The sequence below is a fragment of the Pseudoflavonifractor sp. AF19-9AC genome, assembly GCF_003478995.1.
GTDB lineage: Bacteria > Bacillota > Clostridia > Oscillospirales > Oscillospiraceae > Lawsonibacter.
Map to the genome: position 1 here is coordinate 563714 of NZ_QUGI01000001.1, position 23197 is coordinate 586910.

At 60.2% G+C, this 23197-nt stretch carries 21 protein-coding genes; 17 read left to right on the forward strand and 4 right to left on the reverse strand.

Annotation, left to right across the window (positions count from 1 at the left end; genetic code table 11):
- Positions 1–35 precede the first annotated feature (35 nt).
- The 5 genes from DWX58_RS02690 to spoIVA all read left to right on the forward strand — a co-directional run bounded on the left by DWX58_RS02690 (position 36) and on the right by spoIVA (position 7145).
- Positions 36–755, forward strand: a complete 720-nt coding sequence (locus tag DWX58_RS02690) for a Stp1/IreP family PP2C-type Ser/Thr phosphatase (protein ID WP_199648641.1) — start codon at positions 36–38, stop codon at positions 753–755.
- A 38-nt stretch (positions 756–793) separates the two neighbouring features.
- Complete coding sequence (gene pknB, locus DWX58_RS02695) at positions 794–2803, forward strand: Stk1 family PASTA domain-containing Ser/Thr kinase (protein WP_118641451.1); 2010 nt, start codon at positions 794–796, stop codon at positions 2801–2803.
- Entirely contained in the window at positions 2803–3693 is an 891-nt protein-coding gene (gene rsgA / locus DWX58_RS02700) for a ribosome small subunit-dependent GTPase A (protein WP_118641452.1), read from the forward strand. Before pknB ends, rsgA begins: the two co-directional genes overlap by 1 nt.
- Before the next feature lie 288 nt (positions 3694–3981).
- Positions 3982–5511: an SPOCS domain-containing protein gene (locus DWX58_RS02705; RefSeq protein WP_158579193.1), complete on the forward strand. Its 1530-nt coding sequence runs from the start codon at positions 3982–3984 to the stop codon at positions 5509–5511.
- Positions 5512–5666: 155 nt separating this feature from the next.
- Entirely contained in the window at positions 5667–7145 is a 1479-nt protein-coding gene (gene spoIVA / locus DWX58_RS02710) for a stage IV sporulation protein A (protein WP_118641454.1), read from the forward strand.
- Positions 7146–7197: 52 nt separating this feature from the next.
- On the opposite strand, the gene DWX58_RS02715 is transcribed toward spoIVA, so the two are convergent.
- Positions 7198–8439 carry a 6-phosphofructokinase gene (locus DWX58_RS02715; protein WP_118641455.1) on the reverse strand — a complete coding sequence of 414 codons (1242 nt, stop codon included), beginning with the start codon at positions 8437–8439 and terminating at the stop codon, positions 7198–7200.
- Positions 8440–8584: 145 nt separating this feature from the next.
- On the opposite strand from DWX58_RS02715, the gene fba reads away from it, so the two are divergent.
- The 3 genes from fba to tyrS all read left to right on the forward strand — a co-directional run bounded on the left by fba (position 8585) and on the right by tyrS (position 12137).
- On the forward strand, positions 8585–9550 hold the full coding sequence (gene fba, locus DWX58_RS02720; RefSeq protein WP_118641456.1) for a class II fructose-1,6-bisphosphate aldolase: 966 nt from the start codon (positions 8585–8587) through the stop codon (positions 9548–9550).
- Positions 9551–10012: 462 nt separating this feature from the next.
- Positions 10013–10870, forward strand: coding sequence for an EamA family transporter (locus tag DWX58_RS02725; protein ID WP_158579194.1), 858 nt, complete (start codon positions 10013–10015; stop codon positions 10868–10870).
- A 43-nt stretch (positions 10871–10913) separates the two neighbouring features.
- The gene (gene tyrS / locus DWX58_RS02730; protein WP_118641458.1) at positions 10914–12137 is read left to right on the forward strand and encodes a tyrosine--tRNA ligase; all 1224 of its coding nucleotides are present in this window, start codon (positions 10914–10916) and stop codon (positions 12135–12137) included.
- 83 nt (positions 12138–12220) lie between these two features.
- Here the strand turns inward: tyrS and DWX58_RS02735 are convergent, their stop codons facing one another.
- Positions 12221–13417, reverse strand: a complete 1197-nt coding sequence (locus tag DWX58_RS02735; RefSeq protein WP_118641459.1) for an acetate kinase — start codon at positions 13415–13417, stop codon at positions 12221–12223.
- Positions 13418–13606: 189 nt separating this feature from the next.
- Here DWX58_RS02735 and DWX58_RS02740 point away from each other — a divergent pair, with 189 nt between their 5' ends.
- Complete coding sequence (locus DWX58_RS02740) at positions 13607–14806, forward strand: nucleotidyltransferase family protein (protein ID WP_243093228.1); 1200 nt, start codon at positions 13607–13609, stop codon at positions 14804–14806.
- 35 nt (positions 14807–14841) lie between these two features.
- Complete coding sequence (locus DWX58_RS02745) at positions 14842–15942, forward strand: DUF3810 domain-containing protein (RefSeq protein ID WP_118641461.1); 1101 nt, start codon at positions 14842–14844, stop codon at positions 15940–15942.
- Between the two features lie 52 nt (positions 15943–15994).
- On the opposite strand, the gene DWX58_RS02750 is transcribed toward DWX58_RS02745, so the two are convergent.
- Positions 15995–17425 carry a sodium-dependent transporter gene (locus DWX58_RS02750; RefSeq protein ID WP_118641462.1) on the reverse strand — a complete coding sequence of 477 codons (1431 nt, stop codon included), beginning with the start codon at positions 17423–17425 and terminating at the stop codon, positions 15995–15997.
- A gap of 274 nt (positions 17426–17699) precedes the next feature.
- Between DWX58_RS02750 and DWX58_RS02755 the strand changes: the two genes are divergently transcribed.
- Positions 17700–18872 carry a malic enzyme-like NAD(P)-binding protein gene (locus tag DWX58_RS02755; protein WP_118641515.1) on the forward strand — a complete coding sequence of 391 codons (1173 nt, stop codon included), beginning with the start codon at positions 17700–17702 and terminating at the stop codon, positions 18870–18872.
- Between the two features lie 64 nt (positions 18873–18936).
- On the opposite strand, the gene DWX58_RS02760 is transcribed toward DWX58_RS02755, so the two are convergent.
- Entirely contained in the window at positions 18937–19485 is a 549-nt protein-coding gene (locus DWX58_RS02760) for a nitroreductase (protein WP_118641463.1), read from the reverse strand.
- 303 nt (positions 19486–19788) lie between these two features.
- On the opposite strand from DWX58_RS02760, the gene ruvC reads away from it, so the two are divergent.
- From ruvC to ruvB, 6 genes are read left to right on the forward strand one after another with little or no spacing between them, the layout of a single operon-like run.
- A complete protein-coding gene (gene ruvC, locus DWX58_RS02765) occupies positions 19789–20310 on the forward strand; it encodes a crossover junction endodeoxyribonuclease RuvC (RefSeq protein ID WP_118641464.1) in 522 nt (173 codons plus the stop codon).
- 4 nt (positions 20311–20314) lie between these two features.
- Positions 20315–20746 (forward strand): hypothetical protein, encoded by a 432-nt coding sequence (locus tag DWX58_RS02770; protein ID WP_118641465.1) that lies wholly within the window; start codon positions 20315–20317, stop codon positions 20744–20746.
- Between the two features lie 32 nt (positions 20747–20778).
- The gene (gene ruvA, locus DWX58_RS02775) at positions 20779–21387 is read left to right on the forward strand and encodes a Holliday junction branch migration protein RuvA (protein WP_118641466.1); all 609 of its coding nucleotides are present in this window, start codon (positions 20779–20781) and stop codon (positions 21385–21387) included.
- 47 nt (positions 21388–21434) lie between these two features.
- Positions 21435–21761, forward strand: a complete 327-nt coding sequence (locus DWX58_RS02780) for a DUF3784 domain-containing protein (RefSeq protein WP_118641467.1) — start codon at positions 21435–21437, stop codon at positions 21759–21761.
- 13 nt (positions 21762–21774) lie between these two features.
- Positions 21775–22107 carry a DUF6054 family protein gene (locus DWX58_RS02785; RefSeq protein WP_118641468.1) on the forward strand — a complete coding sequence of 111 codons (333 nt, stop codon included), beginning with the start codon at positions 21775–21777 and terminating at the stop codon, positions 22105–22107.
- Positions 22108–22125: 18 nt separating this feature from the next.
- Positions 22126–23196 (forward strand): Holliday junction branch migration DNA helicase RuvB, encoded by a 1071-nt coding sequence (ruvB, locus tag DWX58_RS02790; RefSeq protein WP_118641469.1) that lies wholly within the window; start codon positions 22126–22128, stop codon positions 23194–23196.
- Position 23197 lies beyond the last annotated feature (1 nt).

The following is a 23197-nucleotide window of genomic DNA, read 5'->3' on the forward strand; positions in this document are numbered from 1 at the left end:
CGCCGGTATTCCGGCAGAAAAGAGGAAGATGTATCATGCAGGTATGGGGTGTCACCCATCAAGGTATGGTTCGACAACAAAATCAGGACGCCTTTGACGCGAGAACGCTGGAGGATGGCCGGATCATCGCTCTGGTGTGCGATGGCATGGGCGGCGCCCGTGCGGGCAATGTGGCCAGCACCATGGCAGTGGACCTGTTCATGCGGAACTTCCTGGAGGCTGGAGACACGGCCGATGGGGAGGGGCGGATGCGCCAGGCGGCGGCTGTGGCCAATCGAGAGGTGTTCCAGCGCTCCACCACGGACCAGGAGTGCGTGGGCATGGGTACCACGCTGGTGGCCGCTCTGGCCGGGCCGGAGGAGGCGGTGGTCCTCAATGAGGGGGACAGCCGTGCCTACTATGTGACCCAGGAGGGCATCTCCCTGGTGACCCGGGACCACTCCCTGGTGGAAGACATGGTGGTGCGGGGCGAGCTGACCCGGGAGGAGGCCCGCAACCACCCCCACAAGAATCTCATTACCCGGGCCCTGGGGGCCGAGCCGGTGCTGATGGCCGACTGCTTCCGCCAGAAGATGGAGGAGGGCAGCTCCCTGCTGCTGTGCAGCGACGGCCTGAGCAATGTAGTCTCTGAGCAGGAGATGCTCTACGAGGTCATTCACGGCGGGGAACAGGAGAGCTGCTGTCAGCGGCTTTTGGAAATCGCTCTGCACCGCGGAGCTCCGGACAATGTCACTGCGGTGCTGATCTGCCGCTGAAAAACTGGTATGAAGTTGAATAGAGGAGGAGATTTACCATGGATCAATACATAGGTAAATTACTCGACAACCGATATGAGATTCTGGAGATCATTGGAACGGGCGGAATGGCCCGGGTGTACAAGGCCCGGTGTCACCGGCTCAATCGTCTGGTAGCCATTAAAATCCTGCGGGAGGACCTGGCCCAGGACGCGGAGTTCCGCCGTCGGTTCCACGATGAGTCCCAGGCCGTTGCCATGCTGTCCCACCCAAATATTGTGGCCGTATACGATGTGAGCCGCTCCTCGGAGCTGGAGTATATCGTCATGGAGCTCATTGACGGCATTACCCTGAAGCAGTACATGCAGAAGAAGGGGAACAAGCTCAACTGGCGGGAGGCCCTGCACTTTACCACCCAGATCGTCAAGGCTCTGGGCCATGCCCACAGCCGTGGCATCATCCACCGGGACATCAAGCCTCACAATGTGATGGTCCTGCGGGATGGCAGCGTGAAGGTGGCCGACTTCGGGATCGCCCGGGTGGCCTCCGGGGGCCACAGCACCCTGACCCAGGAGGCCCTGGGGTCGGTACACTATATCTCCCCTGAGCAGGCCCGGGGCAGTCACATTGACGCCCGCTCCGACCTCTACTCCGCCGGCGTGGTCCTCTATGAGATGATCACCGGACGGCTGCCCTTTGAGGGAGATACCCCGGTCTCCGTGGCCATCCAGCATATCAATTCCATTCCCCTGTCTCCCCGGGAGATCGATCCCACCATCCCGGAGGCGCTGGAGGCCATTACCATGAAGGCCATGGCGCCCAATCCGGACAACCGGTACAGCTCCGCCGATGAGATGCTGGCCGATTTGGAGGAGTTCCGCAAGAACCCCAACATCAATTTTGATTACAACGTCAGCGACTTTATGCCCGAGGCAGAGCCGGACGACGATAAGACACAGATCCGTACCCCATCTTCCGGAAGCCGGGAGGCCAGACCCCGGACCCACAGCCAGCCCCGTCACAGCAGTGGTGAGCGGCGCAGCAGCAGCGAGCGCCGTTCCCGTCGGTATGAGGAGGACGAGGAGGAAGACCGTCGCTCGGGTACCTCGCCCTGGGTGATTGTGGGCATTGTGGCCGCGATTCTGCTGTTTTTGGCTGGGGCGGTGTTCTTCCTGACCCGGGTGCTCTCTTCCACATTTACGCCAGCAGCTACGTATGAGGTACCCAAGGTGGTAGGGGAGAACTACGAGTCCGCCGCCCAGGATACGGAACTTTTAGGCCGCTTTACCCTGGTGGTGGGCGAGACTGTGGCCGATGAGGAGGCGGAAGCTGGTACCATTCTCAGACAGTCTCCGGAGGCAGGCAGCAAGGTGGGCGAGGATGTGACCCAGATCACCGTCACCATCAGCGGCGGCCCGGATGTAATCAAAATGGTAGACGTGTACAACATGGAGTACCGGGAGGCCTATCTGAAGCTGACTGGTATGGGGCTGAAGGTAGCCAACCCCACCTATGAGGCCAGCGAAGACGTGGCAAAGGATCACGTCATCTCCTACAATCCGCCGGAGGGGGCCGAGCTCGCCCCAGGGGACGAGGTGCAGTTGGTGGTTAGCTCCGGCCCCAAGGAGAAGACGGTCATGGTTCCCAGTCTGGAGACCATGACCGAGGAAAAGGCCAGGAGCACCATCCGTCTGTCCAACCTGACGGAAGGGGAGACAGAATTGGTCTATGACGACACCGTGCCCGAGGGCTATGTGGTGGGGCAGTACCCCGCTGCCAATACGGAGGTGCCCGAGGGTACCACAGTGAACATTCAGGTGAGCAAGGGTCCCGACCCGGATAAGCAGCCCCAGGAGGTGGAGAAGACCATCACCGTGGACCTCCCCGACAGCGAAGGCCCGGTCAATGTCCAGGCCATGATGGACGGACAGGTGATTTTCAGTGAGACCAAGGACCCCACCATGGACCTCACAGTGGACATTCCGGTCAAGGGAAAAGCTGGTGAGACCAAGACGGTAACCATTTACTTTGACGGTGTACAGTTCACCACAAAGGAGGTAACCTTCTGATGGCGGAAGGTGTCATCATGAAGGCCCTCAGCGGCTTCTACTATGTGGACGACGGAAGCACCACCACCGCCTGCCGCGGCCGGGGAAAGCTCCGGCTGGAGAATACCACCCCGCTGGTGGGGGACCGGGTCCGGTTTACCCCACTGGGGGACGGCAGCGGCGCGCTGGAGGAGATCCTGCCCCGCAAGAACCAGTTTTATCGCCCGGCTGTGGCCAACATTGACCAGCTGGTCATTATGGCCTCCGAGGCTATCCCGGTGACCGATCCCTTTCTCATTGACCGGGTGGCCGCCATTGCTGAGCACAAGGGCTGTGAGTGCGTGATCTGCATCAATAAATGCGACCTTGCCTCCGGCGAGACGCTGGAGCAGATTTACGCCGCGGCTGGCTTTCCCACCCTACGGGTCAGCGCCAAAACCGGCGAGGGCCTGGAGGCGCTGAAAGAGCTGATTTCCGGCAAGGTATCCTGCTTTACAGGAAACTCTGGCGTTGGGAAATCCAGCATTCTCAACGGGCTGGATCCCAATTTCTCCCTGGCCACCGGCGACGTGAGCCAGAAGCTGGGCCGGGGCAAGCACACTACCCGCCATGTGGAGCTTCACCGGCTGTCCTGCGGGGCGCTTGTGGCGGATACGCCGGGCTTTTCCTCCTTTGACGTGGACCGGATGGAGCTTTGCCAGAAGGAAGAGCTTCAGGACTGTTTTCGGGAGTTCCGTCCTTACCTGGGCAAGTGTCGGTTTCTGGACTGTGCCCACGGAAAGGAGAAGGGCTGCGCTGTACTCCAGGCGGTGGAGGAGGGCATCATCCCCCGCACCCGGCATGAGAGCTATGTGCGGCTCTATCAGCAGCTCCAGGCGGTACCCGACTGGAAGCGGAAGAAGAAATCCTAATGACTCCTGTGGGAGGCGCTTTTAAGCGCCTCCCACTTTTTTGTCACACGGACCGCGCCTTCCCCGTATAATGGGATAGCCGAAGATGGCAAATGAAAGGGAGAGAGGAGGCGTTTTCATGGGTATCGTGGTGGTGCGTTCCCCCAAATGTCTGCGGAGACTGCTGCGCAAGGTGTTCGGATTGAAGTAAAAAAGAGACATACATGCCTTTCTCCGGGCATATGGTGTTACAAAGCCGGGGCCGCGTTCCGCCGGCCTGACACCATGATGAGGGAGAGGACAACAACCATGGAACTGGAATTTGATCGTGATATGATCTGCGGCTATGATACGGTGGCCGAGGTAACCCTGTGCCAGGAGGAGACGCTGGAGTCCATCGTGCCGGATGCGTGCCCGGACATTGAGCGCATTGTGGATGTGTGCGGCCAGGCTACACTCAGCGGCAAGCAGGCGGGCAGCGGTATGGCCACCGTCAGCGGTATGGTGAGAGTATCGGTGCTGTACCAGCCTGAGGGAGGCGGCAGTCTGCGGCATATTGAGCTGGGCCTGCCCTTCACCTGCCAGGTGGAGGCACCGGGTCTGACGGAACAGGGCGTGGTGCTGGCCGAGCCACGCCTGCGCTGTGCCGAGGCCAGGGCGCTAAACCCCAGAAAGGTGCTGCTCCGGGTGGATCTGGCGGTGGATGTCACCGCCTGCCAGCCGGTACAGCGGCCGGTGTGCTGCGGCATTCTGAATGGGGAGCAGGCGGGCATCTGCCAGCGCCAGTACCACGGGGAGAGCTATGAACTGGCTGCTGTACAGGAAAAACCCTTCACGTTTTCCGACCAGATCCGCCTCCAGGGAAACCAAAATGAGACGCCCCAGCTGCTGGCAGTCCAGGCCACACCCATCTGTGCGGAGAGCAAGCTCATCGGCAGCAAGCTGATCTTCAAGGGACTGGTGGAAGTCTCCATGCTGCTCCAGGAGGCGGGAGGCGGCCTCAGCACCGCCCGGGAATCCCTGCCCTTCTCCCAGGTGATGGAAATCCCCCAGGGCGGGGAGGACGGGGACTGTCAGGTGCGGGTGGAGCTGACCGACCTTCGGTGCGAGCCGGAGCAGGGAGACCCCCGAAACCTGGAGGTGGCCCTGGAGCTGCTGGCCCAGGCCCAGGTCCATTGCCGCCGTCCGGTAACGCTGCTCCAGGATGTGTACAGCACCTCCTGTCAGATGGAGGTGGGCAGCAAGGCCCAGACCCTGTGTCAGTTTGGCGAGCAGTCCATCCGCACTCAGACCGTGCGGGAACTTCTGGAGACGGGGGAGATGGTTCGGGGCATCGCCGCCAGCCGGCTCAGTCTGGGGCAGGTGACCCAGAGCCGGGAGGGGGCACAGCTGCTGCTCACGGTGGAGAGTTGGCTGACCATCCTCTATCTGGACGAGGGGGAGCAGGTCCAGTGTCTCAGGAAAATGATGCCGGTGACCTGTCGGCTGGACTGCCCGGAGGGTTACCGCTGTACCTGCACCTGTACCTGCCCGGGAGAGGTATTTGCAGCCCCGGCGGCAGGAGGCATTGAGGTGCGCTTCTCCCTGGATTTCCACTGCCTCACGGTGTCCACCTTCCAGGTGGCGGCGGTGGAACAGGCCAAGCTGGGGGAGCCCCGCACGGCGGGGGAGGGAACCCGTCCCTCGGTGGTGCTCCGCCTGCCCGTCCAGGGAGAAGGAATTTGGGAAATTGCCAAGTCCTACGGCACCACCATGGAAGAAATCATCCAGGCCAACGAGCTGGAAGGGGAGGAGCTGCCCCTGGGCAAGATGCTCCTGATCCCCGGCGTACGCGGATGAAATCCCGGAATGCAGGGTCCGGTCCTTCGAAGGGGGACCGGGCCCTGCCCCTGCTTGGGCAAGTTTTTCCCGGGAGAAAGTTATATTCCACAGCTTATCCTCATAGATTGTAAGGAAACTACCGGCTGACCAAAGAGGCCGAAGGAGGAGTTGCAGTGGAAGATCGCAAAATCTACGAGGATATCGCCCTTCGCACGGAGGGCGACATCTATATCGGCATTGTGGGGCCGGTTCGTACAGGAAAATCCACCTTTATCAAGCGGTTCATGGAGACGCTGGTCATTCCCAATATTGATAACGTGTACCGCCGGGAGCGGGCCCGGGATGAGCTGCCTCAGTGCGGGTCTGGCCGGACCATTATGACGGCGGAGCCCAAGTTTGTGCCGGAGGAGGCAGTCACCGTCTCGGTGGACGGGGGAGCGGCCTTCCAGATGCGGCTCATCGACTGTGTGGGCTACATGGTCAAGGGGGCGGTGGGCCAGATGGAGGGGGAGACCGAGCGCATGGTCACCACCCCCTGGTTTGACCACGAGATCCCCATGACGGAAGCGGCGGAGGTGGGTACCCGGAAGGTCATCTCCGACCACTCCACCATCGCCATCGCGGTGGTCACCGACGGAACCATCACGGACATTCCCCGGGAGGACTACCTGGAGCCGGAGGAGCGGGTGATCTCCGAGCTGAAGGAGCTGGGTAAGCCATTTGTGGTGCTGCTAAACTCGGCCTACCCGGGTTCGGAGCGGGCCCAGGCCATCCGGGCGGATATTGCCCAGCGCTACGACGTGACCTGCGTGGCCGCCAACTGTCTGGAGCTGAGCCGGGAGGAAATTAACCACATTCTGAAAAGCGTCCTCTATGAGTTCCCTCTGAAGGAGCTGGACCTGTTTCTGCCTCCCTGGGTGGACGCGTTGCCCCAGACCCACCCCATCAAGGCGGCCCTGTACGCCGCCATCCGGGGCGGGACGGAGCAGCTGCACCGCATCCGGGACGTGGAGGAGACCGTCTCCTCTTTCCAGAGCTGTGAGGTGGTCAGCGGCGCCCGCATCACCTCCATCGACCTGGGGACCGGCGTCTCGGCGGCCACCCTGGAGCTGCCCCGGGCTCTGTTCTACGATACTCTGTCCCAGCAGTCCGGCTTCCAGATTGGAGATGACGGGGACCTCATGGAGCTGCTCACCCAGCTGGCCCATGTGAAGTCCTCCTACGACAAGGTGGCGGATGCTCTGGAGCAGGTGGAGCAGACGGGCTACGGCATTGTGGTGCCTTCCATCGACTCCCTGGTGCTGGAGGAGCCGGAGATTGTGAAGCAGGGAGGACGGTACGGGGTCCGCCTGCGGGCCAGCGCCCCCTCCATCCACATGATTCGGGCGGACATCGAGACGGAGGTCTCTCCCATTGTGGGAGGGGAAAAGCAGAGCGAGGACATGGTGTCCTATCTGCTCAAGGAGTTTGAGGGGGATACTTCCAAGATTTGGGAGGCCAATATCTTTGGAAAATCCCTCCATGAGCTGGTGGGAGAAGATCTGAACACCAAGCTCAAACGAATGCCCGACGATGCCCGGGCCAAGCTGCGGGAGACCCTGGAGCGGATCATCAACGAGGGGTCCGGCGGACTCATCTGCATCATACTATGAAAAAAGCCCCCGGAAGCGTTATGCTTCCGGGGGCTGCATGTTTGAGGGAAAATTACATCTCAGTGGTGAGAACCTTCTTCAGGTGGGCAAAGCGGGGCAGAGAGTTCTCCTTGGGAGCGTTGGCCTCACCCTGGATGAGGGGTAGCACGTAGTCGATGAAGGGCTGCTCGATGCCGTTACCGGCGGCGTTAATCCACTCACGGGGTACCTTCTTCTCAAAGTTGGCCACGATGTCCAGGGGCTCCAAAGAGGTCTCGCACTTGTAGCCGCCCTCGCGGGTGCACTTGAAGGCCACCATCTTGTCGGTGATGCCGGACACAGCGGCCTCAACAGCGGCGGCGCCAGCCTGCCAGGCCTCTTCCACGTCGGTCTTGGAGGCGCAGTGGGAAGCGCAGCGCTGCAGCAGGGACAGCTCGATGCCGCGGACCTTGGCGCCGGTCTTCTGCTTGATGATGTCGGCCAGCTTGACCGCCAGGCCGCCCAGCTGGGCATGGCCGAAGCCGTCGGTGGCGGAGGTCTCAGCCTCGGAGACGAAGCGGCCGTCGGCGTAGTGGATGCCCTCGGACACGGCGACCATGCACTTGCCAGTCTTGTTGTAGATGGCGGTAACGTCGTTCACGAACTGCTCCATGTCGAAGTCGGTCTCGGGCAGATACACCAGGTCGGGACCGCAGCCGGTGAGGGAAGCCAGGGCGGCGGAGCCGGCCAGCCAGCCGGCGTGACGGCCCATGATCTCCACCACGGTGACCATGCCGGTGTCATAGACGTGGGCGTCCTGCCACACCTCGGCGCAGGAGGTGGCGATATACTTGGCGGCAGAGGCAAAGCCGGGGCAGTGGTCGGTGCCGTTCAGGTCGTTGTCAATGGTCTTGGGCACGCCCATGATGCGGCACTCATAGCCCACCTTCTGCATATACTTGGAGATCTTGTTGCAGGTGTCCATGGAGTCGTTGCCGCCGTTGTAGAAGAAGTAGCGCACATTGTACTTCTGGAAGATCTCCAGGATGCGCTTGTAGTCGGTGTCGTCCTTGTCGGGGTCAGCCAGCTTGTAGCGGCAGGAACCCAGGGCGGAAGAGGGGGTGTACTTCAGCAGATCCAGCTCAGCGGGATCCTCCTGACCCATGTCATAGAGCTTGTCATCCAGAACACCCTTGATGCCGTGAGCGGCACCCAGTACCCGGGTGATGCAGTCAGCCTTCAAAGCGGTCTGAATTACACCCTGAGCGCTGGCGTTAATGACGGAAGTGGGGCCTCCGGACTGGCCAATAATACAGGCACCAGTCAATTTCTCCATGTTTGCGTCCTCCTTAAATTGTTATCAAATGGCAAAAATAGATTTAACATAGATTTTCTCCACCAAATGATAACATAAACACTTGTATTTATCAATTGTTAATGGTACAATAAGAACCGCCAAATAAGAAAAGGAGATGGTAATTATGCCATTGGTCACTACTACTGAGATGTTCAAGAAGGCCTATGACGGCGGTTACGCCATCGGCGCCTTCAATGTCAACAATATGGAAATCGTTCAGGGTATCACCGAGGCCGCTAAGGAGGTCAATGCTCCCCTGATCCTCCAGGTCTCCAAGGGTGCCCGCGCCTATGCCAACCACACCTACCTGGTGAAGCTGGTGGAGGCCGCCATCATCGAGACCGGCCTGCCCATCTGTCTGCACCTGGACCACGGCGACAGCTTCGAGACCTGCAAGAGCTGCATCGACGGCGGCTTCACCTCCGTCATGATCGACGCCTCTTCCAAGCCCTTCGCTGAGAACATTGAGATCACCAAGAAGGTCGTGGAGTATGCCCACGATCACGGCGTGGTGGTCGAGGCTGAGCTGGGCGCTCTGGCCGGCGTGGAGGACGAGGTCAACGTGTCCGCCGCCGACTCCCACTACACCCGTCCCGAAGAGGTGGAGGAGTTCGTCTCCAAGACCGGCTGTGACTCCCTGGCCATCGCCATCGGCACCAGCCACGGCGCTTACAAGTTCACCGCCGCTCAGTGTACCCGCAATGAGAAGGGCGAGCTGGTTCCCCCGCCCCTGCGCTTCGACATCCTGGACGAGGTCGTGAAGCGTCTGCCCGGCTTCCCCATCGTGCTCCACGGCTCTTCCTCCGTGCCTCAGGAGTTCGTGAGAATGGTCAACGAGAACGGCGGCAAGATGCCCGATGCCGTCGGCATCCCCGAGGAGCAGCTGCGTCAGGCTGCCCGCGGCGCTGTCTGTAAGATCAACATCGACTCCGACCTGCGTCTGGCCATGACTGGTACCATCCGCAAGTTCTTCAACGAGCATCCCGACAAGTTCGATCCCCGTGAGTATCTGAAGCCCGCCCGTGCTGCCATCAAGGAACTGGTCAAGCACAAGCTGGTTTACGTGCTGGGCTGCGACGGTAAGGCCTAATTGTGGTCTCCTGAGCAGAAGAAACCTAAAATGGTACACGCCGCCGCGATTTTTCGCGGCGGCGTGTTTTTCGTTTGATGCAATTTACAGCCTGGATTGCAGAAATAGTCGGAACAGGGTCTGTTCCGGATTGTGTGGGATTGACAAAGAAGAAAATTTGTGATAGTGTTTGAACACTGCGAGGAAAAGGAACAGTAACCGGACCACGCCCTGCCCAGAGAGCCCCCAGGATGGTGAAATGGGGGAGAGGGAGTCCGGCGAATACACCTTGGAGCAGCCGCCCCAACCGCTCAGGCGCAGTAGGGTATGGCCGGTCGCGCCCGTTATCGCGCAGGAGTCCAGAACTCCGTGAGGCACTTGCCGCGAGGCAAGGGCGAGCCAGAGGTGGTACCGCATATTTATGCCCTCTGTCCCTGTTTGGGGACGGAGGGCTTTTGTTTTGGGAAGGGAGGGAGCGTCCCAATGACGGCGGAGAAGCGAGGAACCTTGTTTGTCTTTGCGGCGGCGGTACTTTACAGCATCGGCGGGCTGTGCATCAAAGTGATCCCCTGGAACGGCATGTCCATCAATGGCGGCCGGACGGCCATCGCAGTGGTGGTGATCGGAGCCTATCTGGCCCTGGTCCGGCATCCGTTAAAGATGAACCGCTGGGTACTGCTGGGGGCGGTGCTGGTGTTTGGAACCAACGCCCTGTTTTCTGTGGCCAATAAAATGACCACAGCGGCAAACGCCATTGTGCTGCAGTTTACTGCGCCGGTGTTTGTAATGCTGTTTTCCCTGATCCTGTTTCACCGTCGCCCCCAAAAGCTGGATGTGATTACCTGTGTGGTGGTTTTTGGCGGGATTTTATTCTTCTTTGTGGACAGCCTGGAGATGGGAGGGCAAGTGGGAAACGTCCTTGCCTTGATTTCCGGAATTGCCTATGCAGGTGTGTTCTGCTTAAACGAAATGCCGGAAGGTGACCCGATTGCATCGGTGTTCTGGGGAGATGTGATTTCCGCTCTGGCCGGGCTGCCGTTTCTGCTGCAGGAGACCCAGTTCCCGCCGGAGGCACTGATCAGTCTGGGCATTTTGGGGACATTTCAGGTTGCGCTGGCCTATATCTTCCTGTGCATTGGACTGAAGACCACCCCGCCGGTGACAGCCAGCCTGGTTTCCGGCATTGAGCCGGTACTCAATCCCATCCTGGTAGCAATATTTTATGGAGAAACAGTGGGGCGATTTGCCCTGGCAGGCGCGGCTATTGTGATTGGCAGCGTGGTGACCTACAATGTACTGCGGGTCCGGGCCTCCGGAGATCAGGAGAAGAGCCCGGCCTGAGGAACATAAAAAGAACAAGTTAAAAATAAAAGGAGTAATGAACATGACCTGTTACGAGGAACTGAAGGCCCGGGGCCTCATTGCCCAGGTGACCAACGAGGAGGAAATCTCCAAGATGATCAACGAGGGAAAGGCGGTCTTTTATATTGGCTTTGACCCCACCGCCGACTCCCTCCACGTGGGCCATTTCATGGCCCTGTGTCTGATGAAGCGCCTGCAGATGGCGGGCAACCGGCCCATCGCCCTCATCGGCGGCGGCACCGGCATGGTGGGCGACCCCTCTGGCCGCACCGACATGCGCTCCATGATGACCGTGGAGACCATCCAGCACAACTGCGACTGCTTCAAGAAGCAGATGGAGCGCTTCATTGAGTTCGGCGAGGGCAAGGCCATGATGCTCAACAACGCCGACTGGCTGATGAAGCTCAACTATATCGAGGTACTGCGGGATGTGGGCGCCTGCTTCAGCGTCAACAACATGCTCCGGGCCAAGTGCTACGAGCAGCGCATGGAGAAGGGTCTCTCCTTCCTGGAGTTCAACTATATGATTATGCAGTCCTACGACTTCTACTACCTGTTCCAGCACTACGGCTGCAACATGCAGTTCGGCGGCGACGACCAGTGGTCCAACATGCTGGGCGGCACCGAGCTCATTCGCCGCAAGCTGGGCAAGGACGCCCACGCCATGACCATCACTCTGCTGCTCAACTCCGAGGGCAAGAAGATGGGAAAGACCGCCAAGGGCGCTGTGTGGCTGGATCCCAACAAGACCAGTCCCTACGAGTTCTATCAGTACTGGCGCAACGTGGGCGATGACGATGTGCTCAAGTGCCTGCGTATGCTCACCTTCCTGCCTCTGGAGCAGATTGATGAGATGGACAAGTGGGAGGGCAGCCAGCTGAACACCGCCAAGGAGATCCTGGCCTTTGAGCTCACGAAGCTGGTCCACGGCGAGGAAGAGGCCAAGAAGGCCCAGGATGCCGCCAAGGCACTCTTTGTGGGCGGCGGCGACATGTCCAACGTGCCTGCCACCAAGCTGACCGAGGAGAACCTCACCGACGGTTCCATCGGCATTCTGGACCTGATGGTGGCCTGCAAGCTGGCCCCCTCCAAGAAGGAGGCCCGCCGTCTGGTGGAGCAGGGCGGTGTGGAAGTCAACGGTGAGAAGGTGCCTGCTGCCACCGTCAGCTACACGGCCGCTGACCTGGCGGGTGACGGTCTGATGGGGAAGAAGGGCAAGAAGGGCTTCCACCGGGTACAGATGTAAACATAGCAGCACAAAGCAGAAAAGAGGTGCGGGACCAAAGGTCCCGCACCTCTTCATTTTTGTTACGCCTGGTCAGCAGGCAATCAGCCCTTGACGATGGCGGCGGTGTCCACGGCGATCATCAGTTCCTCATTGGTGGGGATGACCAGCACACGCACCTTGGCGTCGTCGGCGGAGACGTCCATCTCCTGGCCGCGGACCTTGTTCTTCTCGGGGTCCAGCTTCACGCCCATGTACTCCAGGCCGGACACGCTGTCCGCGCGGGTCTCGGGGCCGTTCTCGCCCACACCGGCAGTGAAGATGATGGCATCCACGCCGCCCATAGCGGCAGCATAAGCGCCGATGTACTTCTTCACGCTGTAGCAGAACACATCCAGAGCCAGCTGTGCCTGAACGTTGCCCTTGGGGGCGGCATCCTCCAGATCGCGGAAGTCGGAGGACACGCCGGAGATGCCCAGCACGCCGGACTTCTTGTTCAGAACGTTCAGAGCCTCATCAATGTTCCAGCCGTGCTTGTGCATCAGGTACTCCAGAATGCCGGCATCGATGTCGCCGCAGCGGGTGCCCATGGGGAGACCGGCCAGGGGGGTGAAGCCCATGGAGGTGTCCACGCTCTTGCCGCCGTCGATGGCAGTGATGGAGGAGCCGTTGCCCAGGTGGCAGGAGATAATCTTCAGCTCCTCAATGGGCTTGCCCAGCATGGCGGCGGCCCGCTGGGAGACATACTTGTGGGAGGTGCCGTGGAAGCCGTAGCGGCGGACCTTGTCCTCCTTGTAGTACTCATAGGGCAGAGCGTAGGTGTAGGCCACAGGGGGCATGGTCTGATGGAAGGCGGTGTCGAACACGGCCACCATGGGGGTGTCGGGCATGAGGGCCTGGCAGGCCTTGATGCCGATGATGTTGGCGGGGTTGTGCAGAGGAGCCAGGGGGTTGCACTCCTCGATGGTGGCCATCACCTCATCGGTGATGAGCACGGACTTGGCAAACTTCTCGCCGCCGTGCACCACGCGGTGACCCACAGCGTCGATCTCCTTCATGGAGCCGATCACGCCCTTCTCCGGATCCACCAGAGCGTTCAGAACAGCCTGGATGGCCTCAGAGTGGGTGGGCATCGCCACATCGGCAGCCTTGATGGGATCCTTGCCGGTGGGCTTGTAGGTGAACTTGCCGTCAATGCCGATGCGCTCGCACAGACCCTTGGCCAGTACCTCCTGGGTCTCAGGATTGAGCAGCTGGTACTTCAGAGAAGAACTGCCGGCGTTGATAACCAGAATGTTCATGGGAATCGAACTCCTTCACAAATCAAATTTACAAAGTTATGGTTGTGTTGCACTCTGGGATGGTTTACAATAAAATATCATCCCCATCGTGATTCCTATTCTAATCCATTTCTCCAAGAAGGACAACCGCTTTTTTTGAAAAAGCCCAAGTTTTTCTTTGGACCAGGGAGGTGTGCCCCCTTGCCGAATGTGGGAATTGTAGCGGAATATAATCCATTTCACACCGGACATGCCTATCAGATCAACCAAACCCGCCGGATGGTGGGCTGGGAGTCGGCTGTGGTAGCAGTTATGAGCGGAAACTGGGTCCAGCAAGCTGACTGCGCCGTGGCGGACAAGTGGACCCGGGCCAGGCTGGCCCTGATGAGCGGCGTGGATCTGGTGCTGGAGCTGCCCACGGTGTGGGCCACCGCCTCGGCGGAGGCCTTTGCCCGGGGAGCGGTGGCCATTCTGGAAGGCTGCGGCGTGGTGGACGTGCTGTCCTTCGGCAGCGAGTGCGGTCAGGTCCCGCCCTTGGCCCAGGCCGCGGAGTGCCTGGACAGTCCGGCCTACCGCTGGGAGCTAGCCCGCTGCCTGGCGGATGGGTGCTCCTTTGCTGCCGCCCGGCAGGAGGCGGTTGGGATCCTTCTGGGGAAGGAGACCGCCGAACTCCTGTCTACCCCCAACAACAACCTGGGCGTGGAGTATCTTCGGGCCCTTCGGGGGATGGAGAGCCGGATCCGGCCGGTCACCGTTCAGCGGGCGGGGGATCCCCACGGAACTTTACGCCAGGAGGGAGCCCGGTCACGCTTCCTCTCCGCCACACAGATTCGGGGCTATCTGAAGGAGGAGCGGTGGGGTCTGGCCCGGCCCTACCTTCCGCCGGGTACCACGGAGGTGTTGAAGGAGTCCTGGAACGGATTTCCCAGTCTGTCCCACCTGGAGCGGGCCATGCTGGCAAAGGTGCGCACTATGGAAGGGGAGGACTGGGCGGCGCTGCCGGACAGCGGAGCGTCGGAGGGACTGCCCCGGCGGCTGGTGGGAGCGGGGCGTCAGGCCTGTTCCATGGAGGAGTTTTTCGCGCTGGCCAAGACCAAGCGCTACTCCCACGCCCGCCTGCGTCGGCTGGCCCTGCGGGCCCTCTTGGGGATCGGACGGGAGAATATACCATACAGCCCGCCTTATGTACGGGTGTTGGGATTCAACAGCCGGGGACAAAACCTCCTCCGGGAGATGCGGGAGCGGGCCAGCCTTCCGGTTCTGACCAAGCCGGCCCATGCCCATCGGCTGGACCCGGTGGGGCGGCAGCTCTTTGAGCTGGAGGCCCGGTGCACCGACCTATATGACCTCTGTCTGGAGACCATCCAGACCCCGGGGCGGGAGTGGACCACCGGGCCGATACGGCTGTGAGGGCGTCAAAGACCACAGAGAAATAGGAGCAAACCATGAAAACAAAGAAGGAACGACTGATTGGGCCGGGGCTGCTGGCAGCGCTGCTGCTTCCGCTGGTGCTGGTGGGCCTCTTTTATCTGGTCATTCAAAAGCAGGCGTGGATCAGCGGCTGGGTGTTTGGTGTGATGGCCCCCCTGGAGCAGGCCCTGGGTCGCTTCTGGTCGCTGCTGCCCTTTTCAGTGGCGGAGGTGCTGACCGCCCTGTTTTTGGCAGGCAGCGTGGCGTGGATTATATGGACCGCGGTGGATGGAATCCGCCGGCGGAGCGGGCGGCAGACCCTGCGCCGGGTACTGGCCCTTGCCTCCGCCTGGCTCTGGTTATGGTGCGGCCTGTGCTGGCTCTGGGACGGGGCCTATTACGCCGATACCTTTGCCCAGCGCGCCGGGCTGGAGACATCGACCTATTCGGTGGACGAGCTGGCTTCCGTCACCACTTATTTTGCCCGGCAGGCAGCCGCCCTGTCTGACCAGGTGGCACGGGACGGTGAGGGACACTTCAGCGAGGACCTGGCGGACTGCTTTGAGGCGGGACCGGAGGCATATGAAAACTTGTCAAGGGAATTTCCTTGTCTCGATATAACGGCTGTCCGAGCCAAACCTCTGATGTGTTCCCGGCTTCAGAGCATCCTGGGCTTTACTGGCGTCTACTTTCCTTTTACCGGAGAGGCCAATGTGAATGTGGATGCTCCCGCCTGTCTCGTTCCGGCTACCATCGCCCATGAGATGGCCCACCAGCGTATGGTGGCCTCGGAGCTGGAGGCCAACTTCGTGGGCATTGCCGCCTGTGTCACCAGCGACAATGTAGTCTTTCAGTATTCCGGCTACCTTATGGGGCTCATTCAGTTGTGCAATGCCCTCTACCCGGTAGATGCCCAGGCTTGGCAGACCATCGTGCAGGAGTGTTTTACCACCGAGTTAGCAGCTGACTGGAACGACAACAACGCCTATTGGGCGGCTCTGGAGTCCCCGGTGGAAGAGGCAGCAGAACAGGCCTATGACTCCTTCCTGAAAGGAAACGGCCAGGAACTGGGCATGCGGTCCTACGGGGCCTGTGTAGACCTGCTGGTGGCCTACTTTGCTCCCCAGGCAGAATAAGAAATGAAAAATCCCCGGACCAGACGGTCCGGGGATTTTGTTGTGTCAGGTGTTACACGGGGGTAAAGAAGGTGGCCAGCTGGCCCAGGAGAATCATCAGCATTCCGGCGGGGGCCACGAAGCGGATGCAGAAGGAGTAGAAGGCGAAGAGCCGGTTGCCGAAGCGGTTGCCCTCCACACAGACCTCCTCACGGACCAGCTTGGGGCCGATGACCCAGCCCACCAGAATGGACATGATGAGCGCGCCCAGAGGCATGGCCACACCCTCGGAGATGAAGTCCATGAAGTCCAGCCAGGAAGAGGAGAGGCTCAGCCCGGCCTCGTGGAAGGGAATCCACAGACCATTGGAGCCCAGGCCGTCTGCCGCCACCAGGGTGGCCTCCACCATGACAGCCAGACACACCAGACCCACAATTTTGCCCCGGCTGCCGTGGCGGCCCTTGATGGCGGCCCGATCCAGGAAGAAGGTGACCAGCACCTCCACCAGAGCGATGGCCGAGGTAATGGCGGCCAGGGAGACCAGCAGATAGAAGAGAATGCCGAACAGCGGTCCCAGGGGGCCCATGGCGTTGAACACATCCTGAAGGGTGATGAAAAGCAGCTTGGGACCGGACAGCTCCGCGCCGGAGCCGCCCAGAGCGAAGGAGGCGGGAAGAACGGCCACGCCGGCCATGATGGCCACCAGGGTGTCGGAGACAATGACGAGGACCGAGTTTTTAATGAGGCTCTCCTTCTTGCTCAGGTAGGAGCCGTAGGTGACGGTGATGCCCATGGCCAGGGAGAGGGAGAAGAACATCTGCCCGCCGGCAGCGGAGAGTACGCTGAGGAAGTTCTCCTTGAGCGGGGCGAAGTTGGGAGCGAACATGAACTTCAGCCCCTCCACGGCTCCTGGCAGGGTGACCGAGCGGAGGATGACAATGACCAGCATAATAAACAGTGCGGGCATTCCCACCTTGTTAAAGCGCTCAATGCCGTCCTTGATGCCGCCCCGGATGATAAAGTAGCAGGCGGCAATGAAGAGGAAGGTGAAGAGAATGGAGACAGGCTGGTTGGTGAGCATGTCCTGGAAGGACTCAGCACCGGAGAGATGGGAAATCTGCGTCAGCCCCACCAGCTCCGAAAAATTGAGTACCATGTACTGCACGCAGTAGCCGCCTAGCACGGTGTAAAAGCTGAGGATCAGGAAGGGGGAGAGCATGGCCAGCCATCCGATGAAGGTGCCCCAGCGGCCGCAGACACTCTGGTAGCTGACCAGAACACTCCGACCAACTTTGCGGCCAATGGCCAGCTCAGAGAGCATAATGACAAAGCCAATGGTAGCGGCTAAAATGAGGTAAATAACCAGAAAGGCGAAGCCGCCATTTTTTCCCATTTTGTTGGGAAAGGCCCAGATGTTGCCCAGGCCCACTGCGGCACCTACGGTGGCCATTAAGAAGCCAAGGTTGCTGCCCCACTGGCCGCGGTGATGGTGGTGGTGTTCCATAAAAACAGACCTCCTGCGTGATTCATTCCTTTACCTTGCCCCAAATCGAGCGGAATAGCCAATATTTTAGCAGGAAGCGGAAGATAAGTCAACACAGAACGGGAGAAAATTGTCGAAACTGCACAAGATTTGAGTGCAAACACAGGGCGTACAGAGGCGGGAAAGATTTCACGCTTTGTTGGATGGAAGTCTTGCGGCCTGGGCCGGTCCATATTATAATGGGAACGAAATGTTGCGCGTGTCAGGCCAACAGAAAGAAAGCGAGGTTGTATTGATGGATTACGCAAAAGAGAGCCTTCGGCTCCACGGGGAGTGGAAGGGAAAAATTGAGGTGGTGGCCACCGTGCCCGCCGACAGCAAGGATGCCCTGTCCCTGGCCTATACGCCGGGCGTGGCTCAGCCCTGCCTGGCCATCCAGGAGGACCCGGAAAAGAGCTATGAGCTGACCCGGCGGCACAACCTCTGTGCCGTCATCACCGATGGCTCCGCCGTGCTGGGTCTGGGCGACATCGGCCCGGAGGCCGGTATGCCGGTCATGGAGGGCAAGTGCGTGCTCTTCAAGGCCTTCGGCGGCGTGGACGCCTTCCCTCTGTGCGTGAAGACCAAGGACGTGGACGAGTTTGTCCAGACGGTTTATAACATCTCCGGCTCCTTCGGGGGCATCAACCTGGAGGACATTGCTGCCCCACGGTGCTTTGAGATTGAGCGCAAGCTGAAGGAAAAGTGCGACATCCCCATCTTCCATGATGACCAGCACGGAACCGCCATCATCACCCTGGCAGGCCTGACCAACGCTTTGAAAGTGGTAGGGAAGAAGAAGGAGGAGGTCAAGGTGGTGACCTCCGGCGCCGGTGCTGCCGCCATCTCCATTGTGAAGCTGCTGCTGTCCGCCGGCTACAAGCACATCACCATGTGCGACCGGAAGGGCGCCATCTATGCCGGCCGGGAGGGCCTGAACTGGATCAAGGAGGAGATGGCTCAGGTCACCAACCTGGAGAAGAAGGCGGGCTCTCTGGCCGATATGCTGGTGGGCGCCGATGTGTTTATCGGCGTGTCTGCCCCCGGCACGGTCACTACGGACATGGTGAAGACCATGAATAAGGACGCCATCGTCTTTGCCTGCGCCAACCCCACCCCCGAGATCTTCCCCGACGACGCCAAAGCGGGCGGTGCCCGTGTGGTGTCCACCGGCCGCAGCGATTACCCCAACCAGATCAACAACGTGCTGGCCTTCCCGGGCGTGTTCCGGGGTGCCTTCGATGTGCGTTCCAGCGACATCAATGAGGAGATGAAGATGGCCGCCGCCCGGGCTCTGGCCGAGCTCATCTCCGACGAGGAGCTCAGCGAGGATTACATCATTCCCCAGGCCTTCGACAAGCGGGTGGGTCCCGCCGTGGCCGCCGCCGTGGCTCAGGCTGCCCGGGACACCGGCGTCAACCGCATTTGAACCCCGTTATCGTGGAATAAAAAACACGCGCCCTGCGGCGCGTGTTTTTTTATTGTGGGAGCGTTTAACGCCAGGAGAGAAGCACATCCGTCTCCTTGCGCTTGGGGGCGGTGAGGGTGACCGAGGGATCGGGATGTCCCACCGCGATGAGGGCCATCAGCTCCTGCCCTTCGGGCAGCTGCAGGTACTCCTCCAGCCCCTTCCGGTCAAAGACGCCCATAATGACAGTGCCCAGTCCCAGATCGTGGGCGGCCAGACAGAAGGTCTGGGCGGCGATGCCGCAGTCGTAGTACTGCCAGCCCTCGCCCCGGTCGGTGGTGTAGGTGCCGTCCCGCTCAAAGCCGCAGCGGGCCTTCACAAAGGTCTGAGCCACCAGCAGGGGGGCGCTGGCAATAATGGCAGGATTGTTGGAGCCGGGCAGACAGAAGCGGTCGATGATGGCCTGCTGCACGGTGGGGTCCTCAATGGCGATGTAGCGGCTAATCTGGGTGTTTTTCCAGCTGGGAGCGTAGGCGGCAAGGGAAATTACTTGCTCCAGCAGGGTGTGGTCCACCGGCTCCTGGGTGAACTTGCGCACGCTGCGCCGGGTGAGAATACAGGTCTGGGCGTCCATAAGACAGCACCCTCCTTTAAGTGAATTTGGATGGACCTATGGTAGCCCGTACGGAGAAAATTGTCAAGGGAGGCCGTCCCGCCCCCAGGCATGGGAGTGGGGCTCAATCCGAGACAGGAAACTCGGAAACATGGGCGGCAGCAGGGGTGGACTGCTCCGGGGCCACGACGTTGCCTCCTTATCCACTCTAACGCTAAGCGGGAAAGGAAATTGTCACAGCGGGGAAACAAATTTATTCTGCTTTTCATTTTAACAAAACCGTGATAAAATAAAACCCGTATGTATTGCGGCAGGAGGGCGCTCATGATTATCCTAGGCATCGACCCCGGAGTGGCCACCATCGGCTTTGGTGTGCTGTCGGCGGAGCGGGGCAAAAACCGTCTCATTCAGTACGGGGTCATCACCACCCCGCCGGGCATCCCCCTGTCCAACCGGCTTCTGCAGATATCCAACGACATGGAGGAGCTCATTCACACCTTTCACCCGGATGAGATGGCGGTGGAGGAGCTGTTTTTCACCAAAAACATCACCACTGGTATCGCCGTGGCTCACGGACGGGGAGTTATCCTTCTGGCGGCGGAAAAGTTGGGGGTGCCCATCTTCGAGTACACCCCCATGCAGGTGAAGCAGGCGGTGGTGGGTTACGGCGGGGCGGAAAAGCGTCAGGTCATGCTCATGACTCAGCGGCTTCTCAATATGAAGGAGATTCCCCGGCCCGATGACGCCGCTGATGCCCTGGCCATCGCCATCTGCCACAGCCGTTCGGCCACGTCCCTACTGAACACCGAGCGGGTCTTTGACCCCAGCAAGTACGATACGAGGTAACCGAATGAAGATTGTCGTAAAAAAGCCCGATCCCGACCCACCTTACAGCCTTCACGATGCCCACATTATGGAGTTGCAGGCGGAGAGGGACACCCTACGCCTGCTGACCCAGTACGGCTATGTGCGGACGGAGGAGCCCCTTGGCCAGGTAGACGGGGACGTGGAGCTCACCGGGGTGGACTTGGAGTCCTCTTACGTCTACATAATGGAGTACCAAGACGTCCTGTGCGGCAACTGTGGATCCTTTAGCGGCAAAAAAATGACTCTGGAGACCTTCCTGCGGGAGTATTCCGATGCAACCCTGGACATTATGGACGAGAGCTACGGTTTTCGACTGGCTGTGCTGGGCGGCTTTTTGAACCTGCGGGACCGCATTCTGGAATTTAAACTGGAGATTTACTATACCGGGGAAGTCCGGTATCTGCTCAAAGAATAAACGCCGCCCCAAAGCGGTATGCGGAGGAACTTATGTTTTACTATCTCAGCGGCACGGTGGCTCACATTGAGCCCTACCTGGCCGTCATTGATTGCGGCGGGGTAGGCTACGCCTGCCGCACCACCAGCTACACTCTGTCAGCCTTGAAAAAAGGCGACAAGGGAAAACTCTTTACACATCTTAACGTCCGGGAGGACGCCATGGAGCTCTACGGCTTTGCCACCCAGGAGGAGCTGAACCTCTTTCAGCAGCTCATTTCGGTCTCCGGCGTAGGCCCCAAGGCGGCCCTGTCCATCCTGTCGGCCAGCACCCCTGCCAACTTGGCCCTCAGCATCATCACTGGAGACGAGAAGGCCCTCACCTGCGCCCAGGGCGTCGGCAAGAAGATTGCCCAGCGGGTGATTCTGGAGCTGAAGGATAAGCTGGCCAAGGGCCAGACCATCGGCGGGGCAGGAGAGAGCTACGGCGGCACCGGTGTCACCGTCATTCCCGAAAACAAGCTCTCCGAGGCCTCTGCCGCCCTGGCCGTCCTGGGCTATACCCAGGGGGAGATCAACCTGGCCCTCAAGGGCATCGATCTGGACAGCCTGACCCTGGAACAGATCATCAAGCAGGCGCTGAAGAAAATGATGAAGCCGTAGGGCGGGCAAAACGTAGACAATCTCCGGAAAAAAGAAGGAGGATTGCGATGCTGCTGGCCATTCACTGCGGTATGATGTTGGTGTTCCTGCTCCTGGGACTGGTCTTTTCCCAGGGGAAGGGGGCCTTCCTCATTGCCGGGTACAACACCGCCCCCAAGCAGGAGAAGGAGAAGTACGACGAGAAGGCCCTGTGCCGTTTTATGGGCAAGCTGATGTTTGTCCTGGCGGCGGCCTGGGTGCCCATCGCCCTGAGTGCCCTGCTGGACCGGATGTGGCTGCTGTGGCTGGGCCTTGGGCTGTTCCTTGCGGTGTGCATCGGCGGGGTGGTTTATATGAATACCGGCCATCGCTTTGAAAAAAAGAAGCAGCAGTAGAGGAGGCGGTCTTGTGGCCAAATATGAGCGTGAGCTCCGGGGGGACTTTGACCAGGTCCTGGAGTATATCCATAACGGCATCCTGAACGGCAGCATGTCCGCCAGCTATGAGGACGAGAGCTACTGCCAGAGGGCGGGGGTGCGCTGCTGTGTGCGAGTGTACGAGCGGTACAGTATGTCCGGCGGCAATCGTCTGTCCATGACCCTTACCCTGGTGGGGGACGGGGATGACCTGTTTTTGTCTGCCATCACCGCCGGGGGCAGCCAGGGCCTGATGTTCAAGTTCAACACCTGGGGGGAGGAGGCCTTTTTGGACACCCTCCGGGAGCTTGCAGAGAATCTATAACGATTGGGATGTGAACCCATGGCAATCGATTTTTCCAATACCGAATTTGACCCCGAGGAGCTCAGCGAGCCCCTGGTGACCACCTCCCTCACCCGGGAGGATGAAAACGAATACTCCCTGCGGCCCAAGACGCTGCGGGAGTACATCGGACAGGAGAAGGCAAAGGGCAACCTGGAGGTCTTTATCCAGGCGGCCAAGATGCGTCATGAGCCGCTGGACCACGTGCTGCTCCACGGCCCACCCGGCCTGGGCAAGACCACCCTCAGCGGCATTATTGCCAACGAGATGGGGGTCAATGTGCGGGTGACCTCTGGTCCGGCCATTGAAAAGGCAGGGGATCTGGCCGCCCTGCTTACCAACTTGAATGAAAATGATATTCTCTTTGTGGATGAGATCCACCGCCTCAACCGCCAGGTGGAGGAGGTGCTTTATCCGGCCATGGAGGATTACGCCATTGATATCATCATTGGCAAGGGGCCTTCGGCCAACTCCATCCGGCTGGACCTGCCCCGGTTTACCCTCATCGGGGCCACTACCCGGGCGGGACAGCTGTCCGCCCCTTTGCGGGATAGGTTTGGCGTGACCCTGCGGCTGGAGCTCTATACCCCGGAGGAACTGGCCCTCATCGTCACCCGTTCGGCAGGCATCCTGGAGGTGCCCATTGAGCCCGAGGGCGCCATGGAGATCGCCAGGCGAAGCCGGGGTACGCCCCGAATTGCCAACCGGATGCTGCGCCGGGTGCGGGACTTCGCCCAGGTGAAGGCGGGGGGCGTCATCACCAAGAAGGTGGCCGACGAGGCCCTCACCGCCCTAGAGATTGACCACCTGGGCCTGGATGCCATCGACCACCGGATGCTCCGGAGCATTATCGAGAACTACCGGGGCGGCCCGGTGGGCCTGGAGACCCTGGCCGCCACCATCAACGAGGAATCGGTCACGCTGGAGGACGTGTACGAGCCCTACCTGATGCAGCTGGGCTTCCTCACCCGTACCCCAAGAGGCCGGTGCGTCACCCCCAAGGCCTACCAGCATCTGGGACTGCCCGCACCGGGCGTTCCCGATGGAGAAATGGATCAGTTGAGCTTTTAGG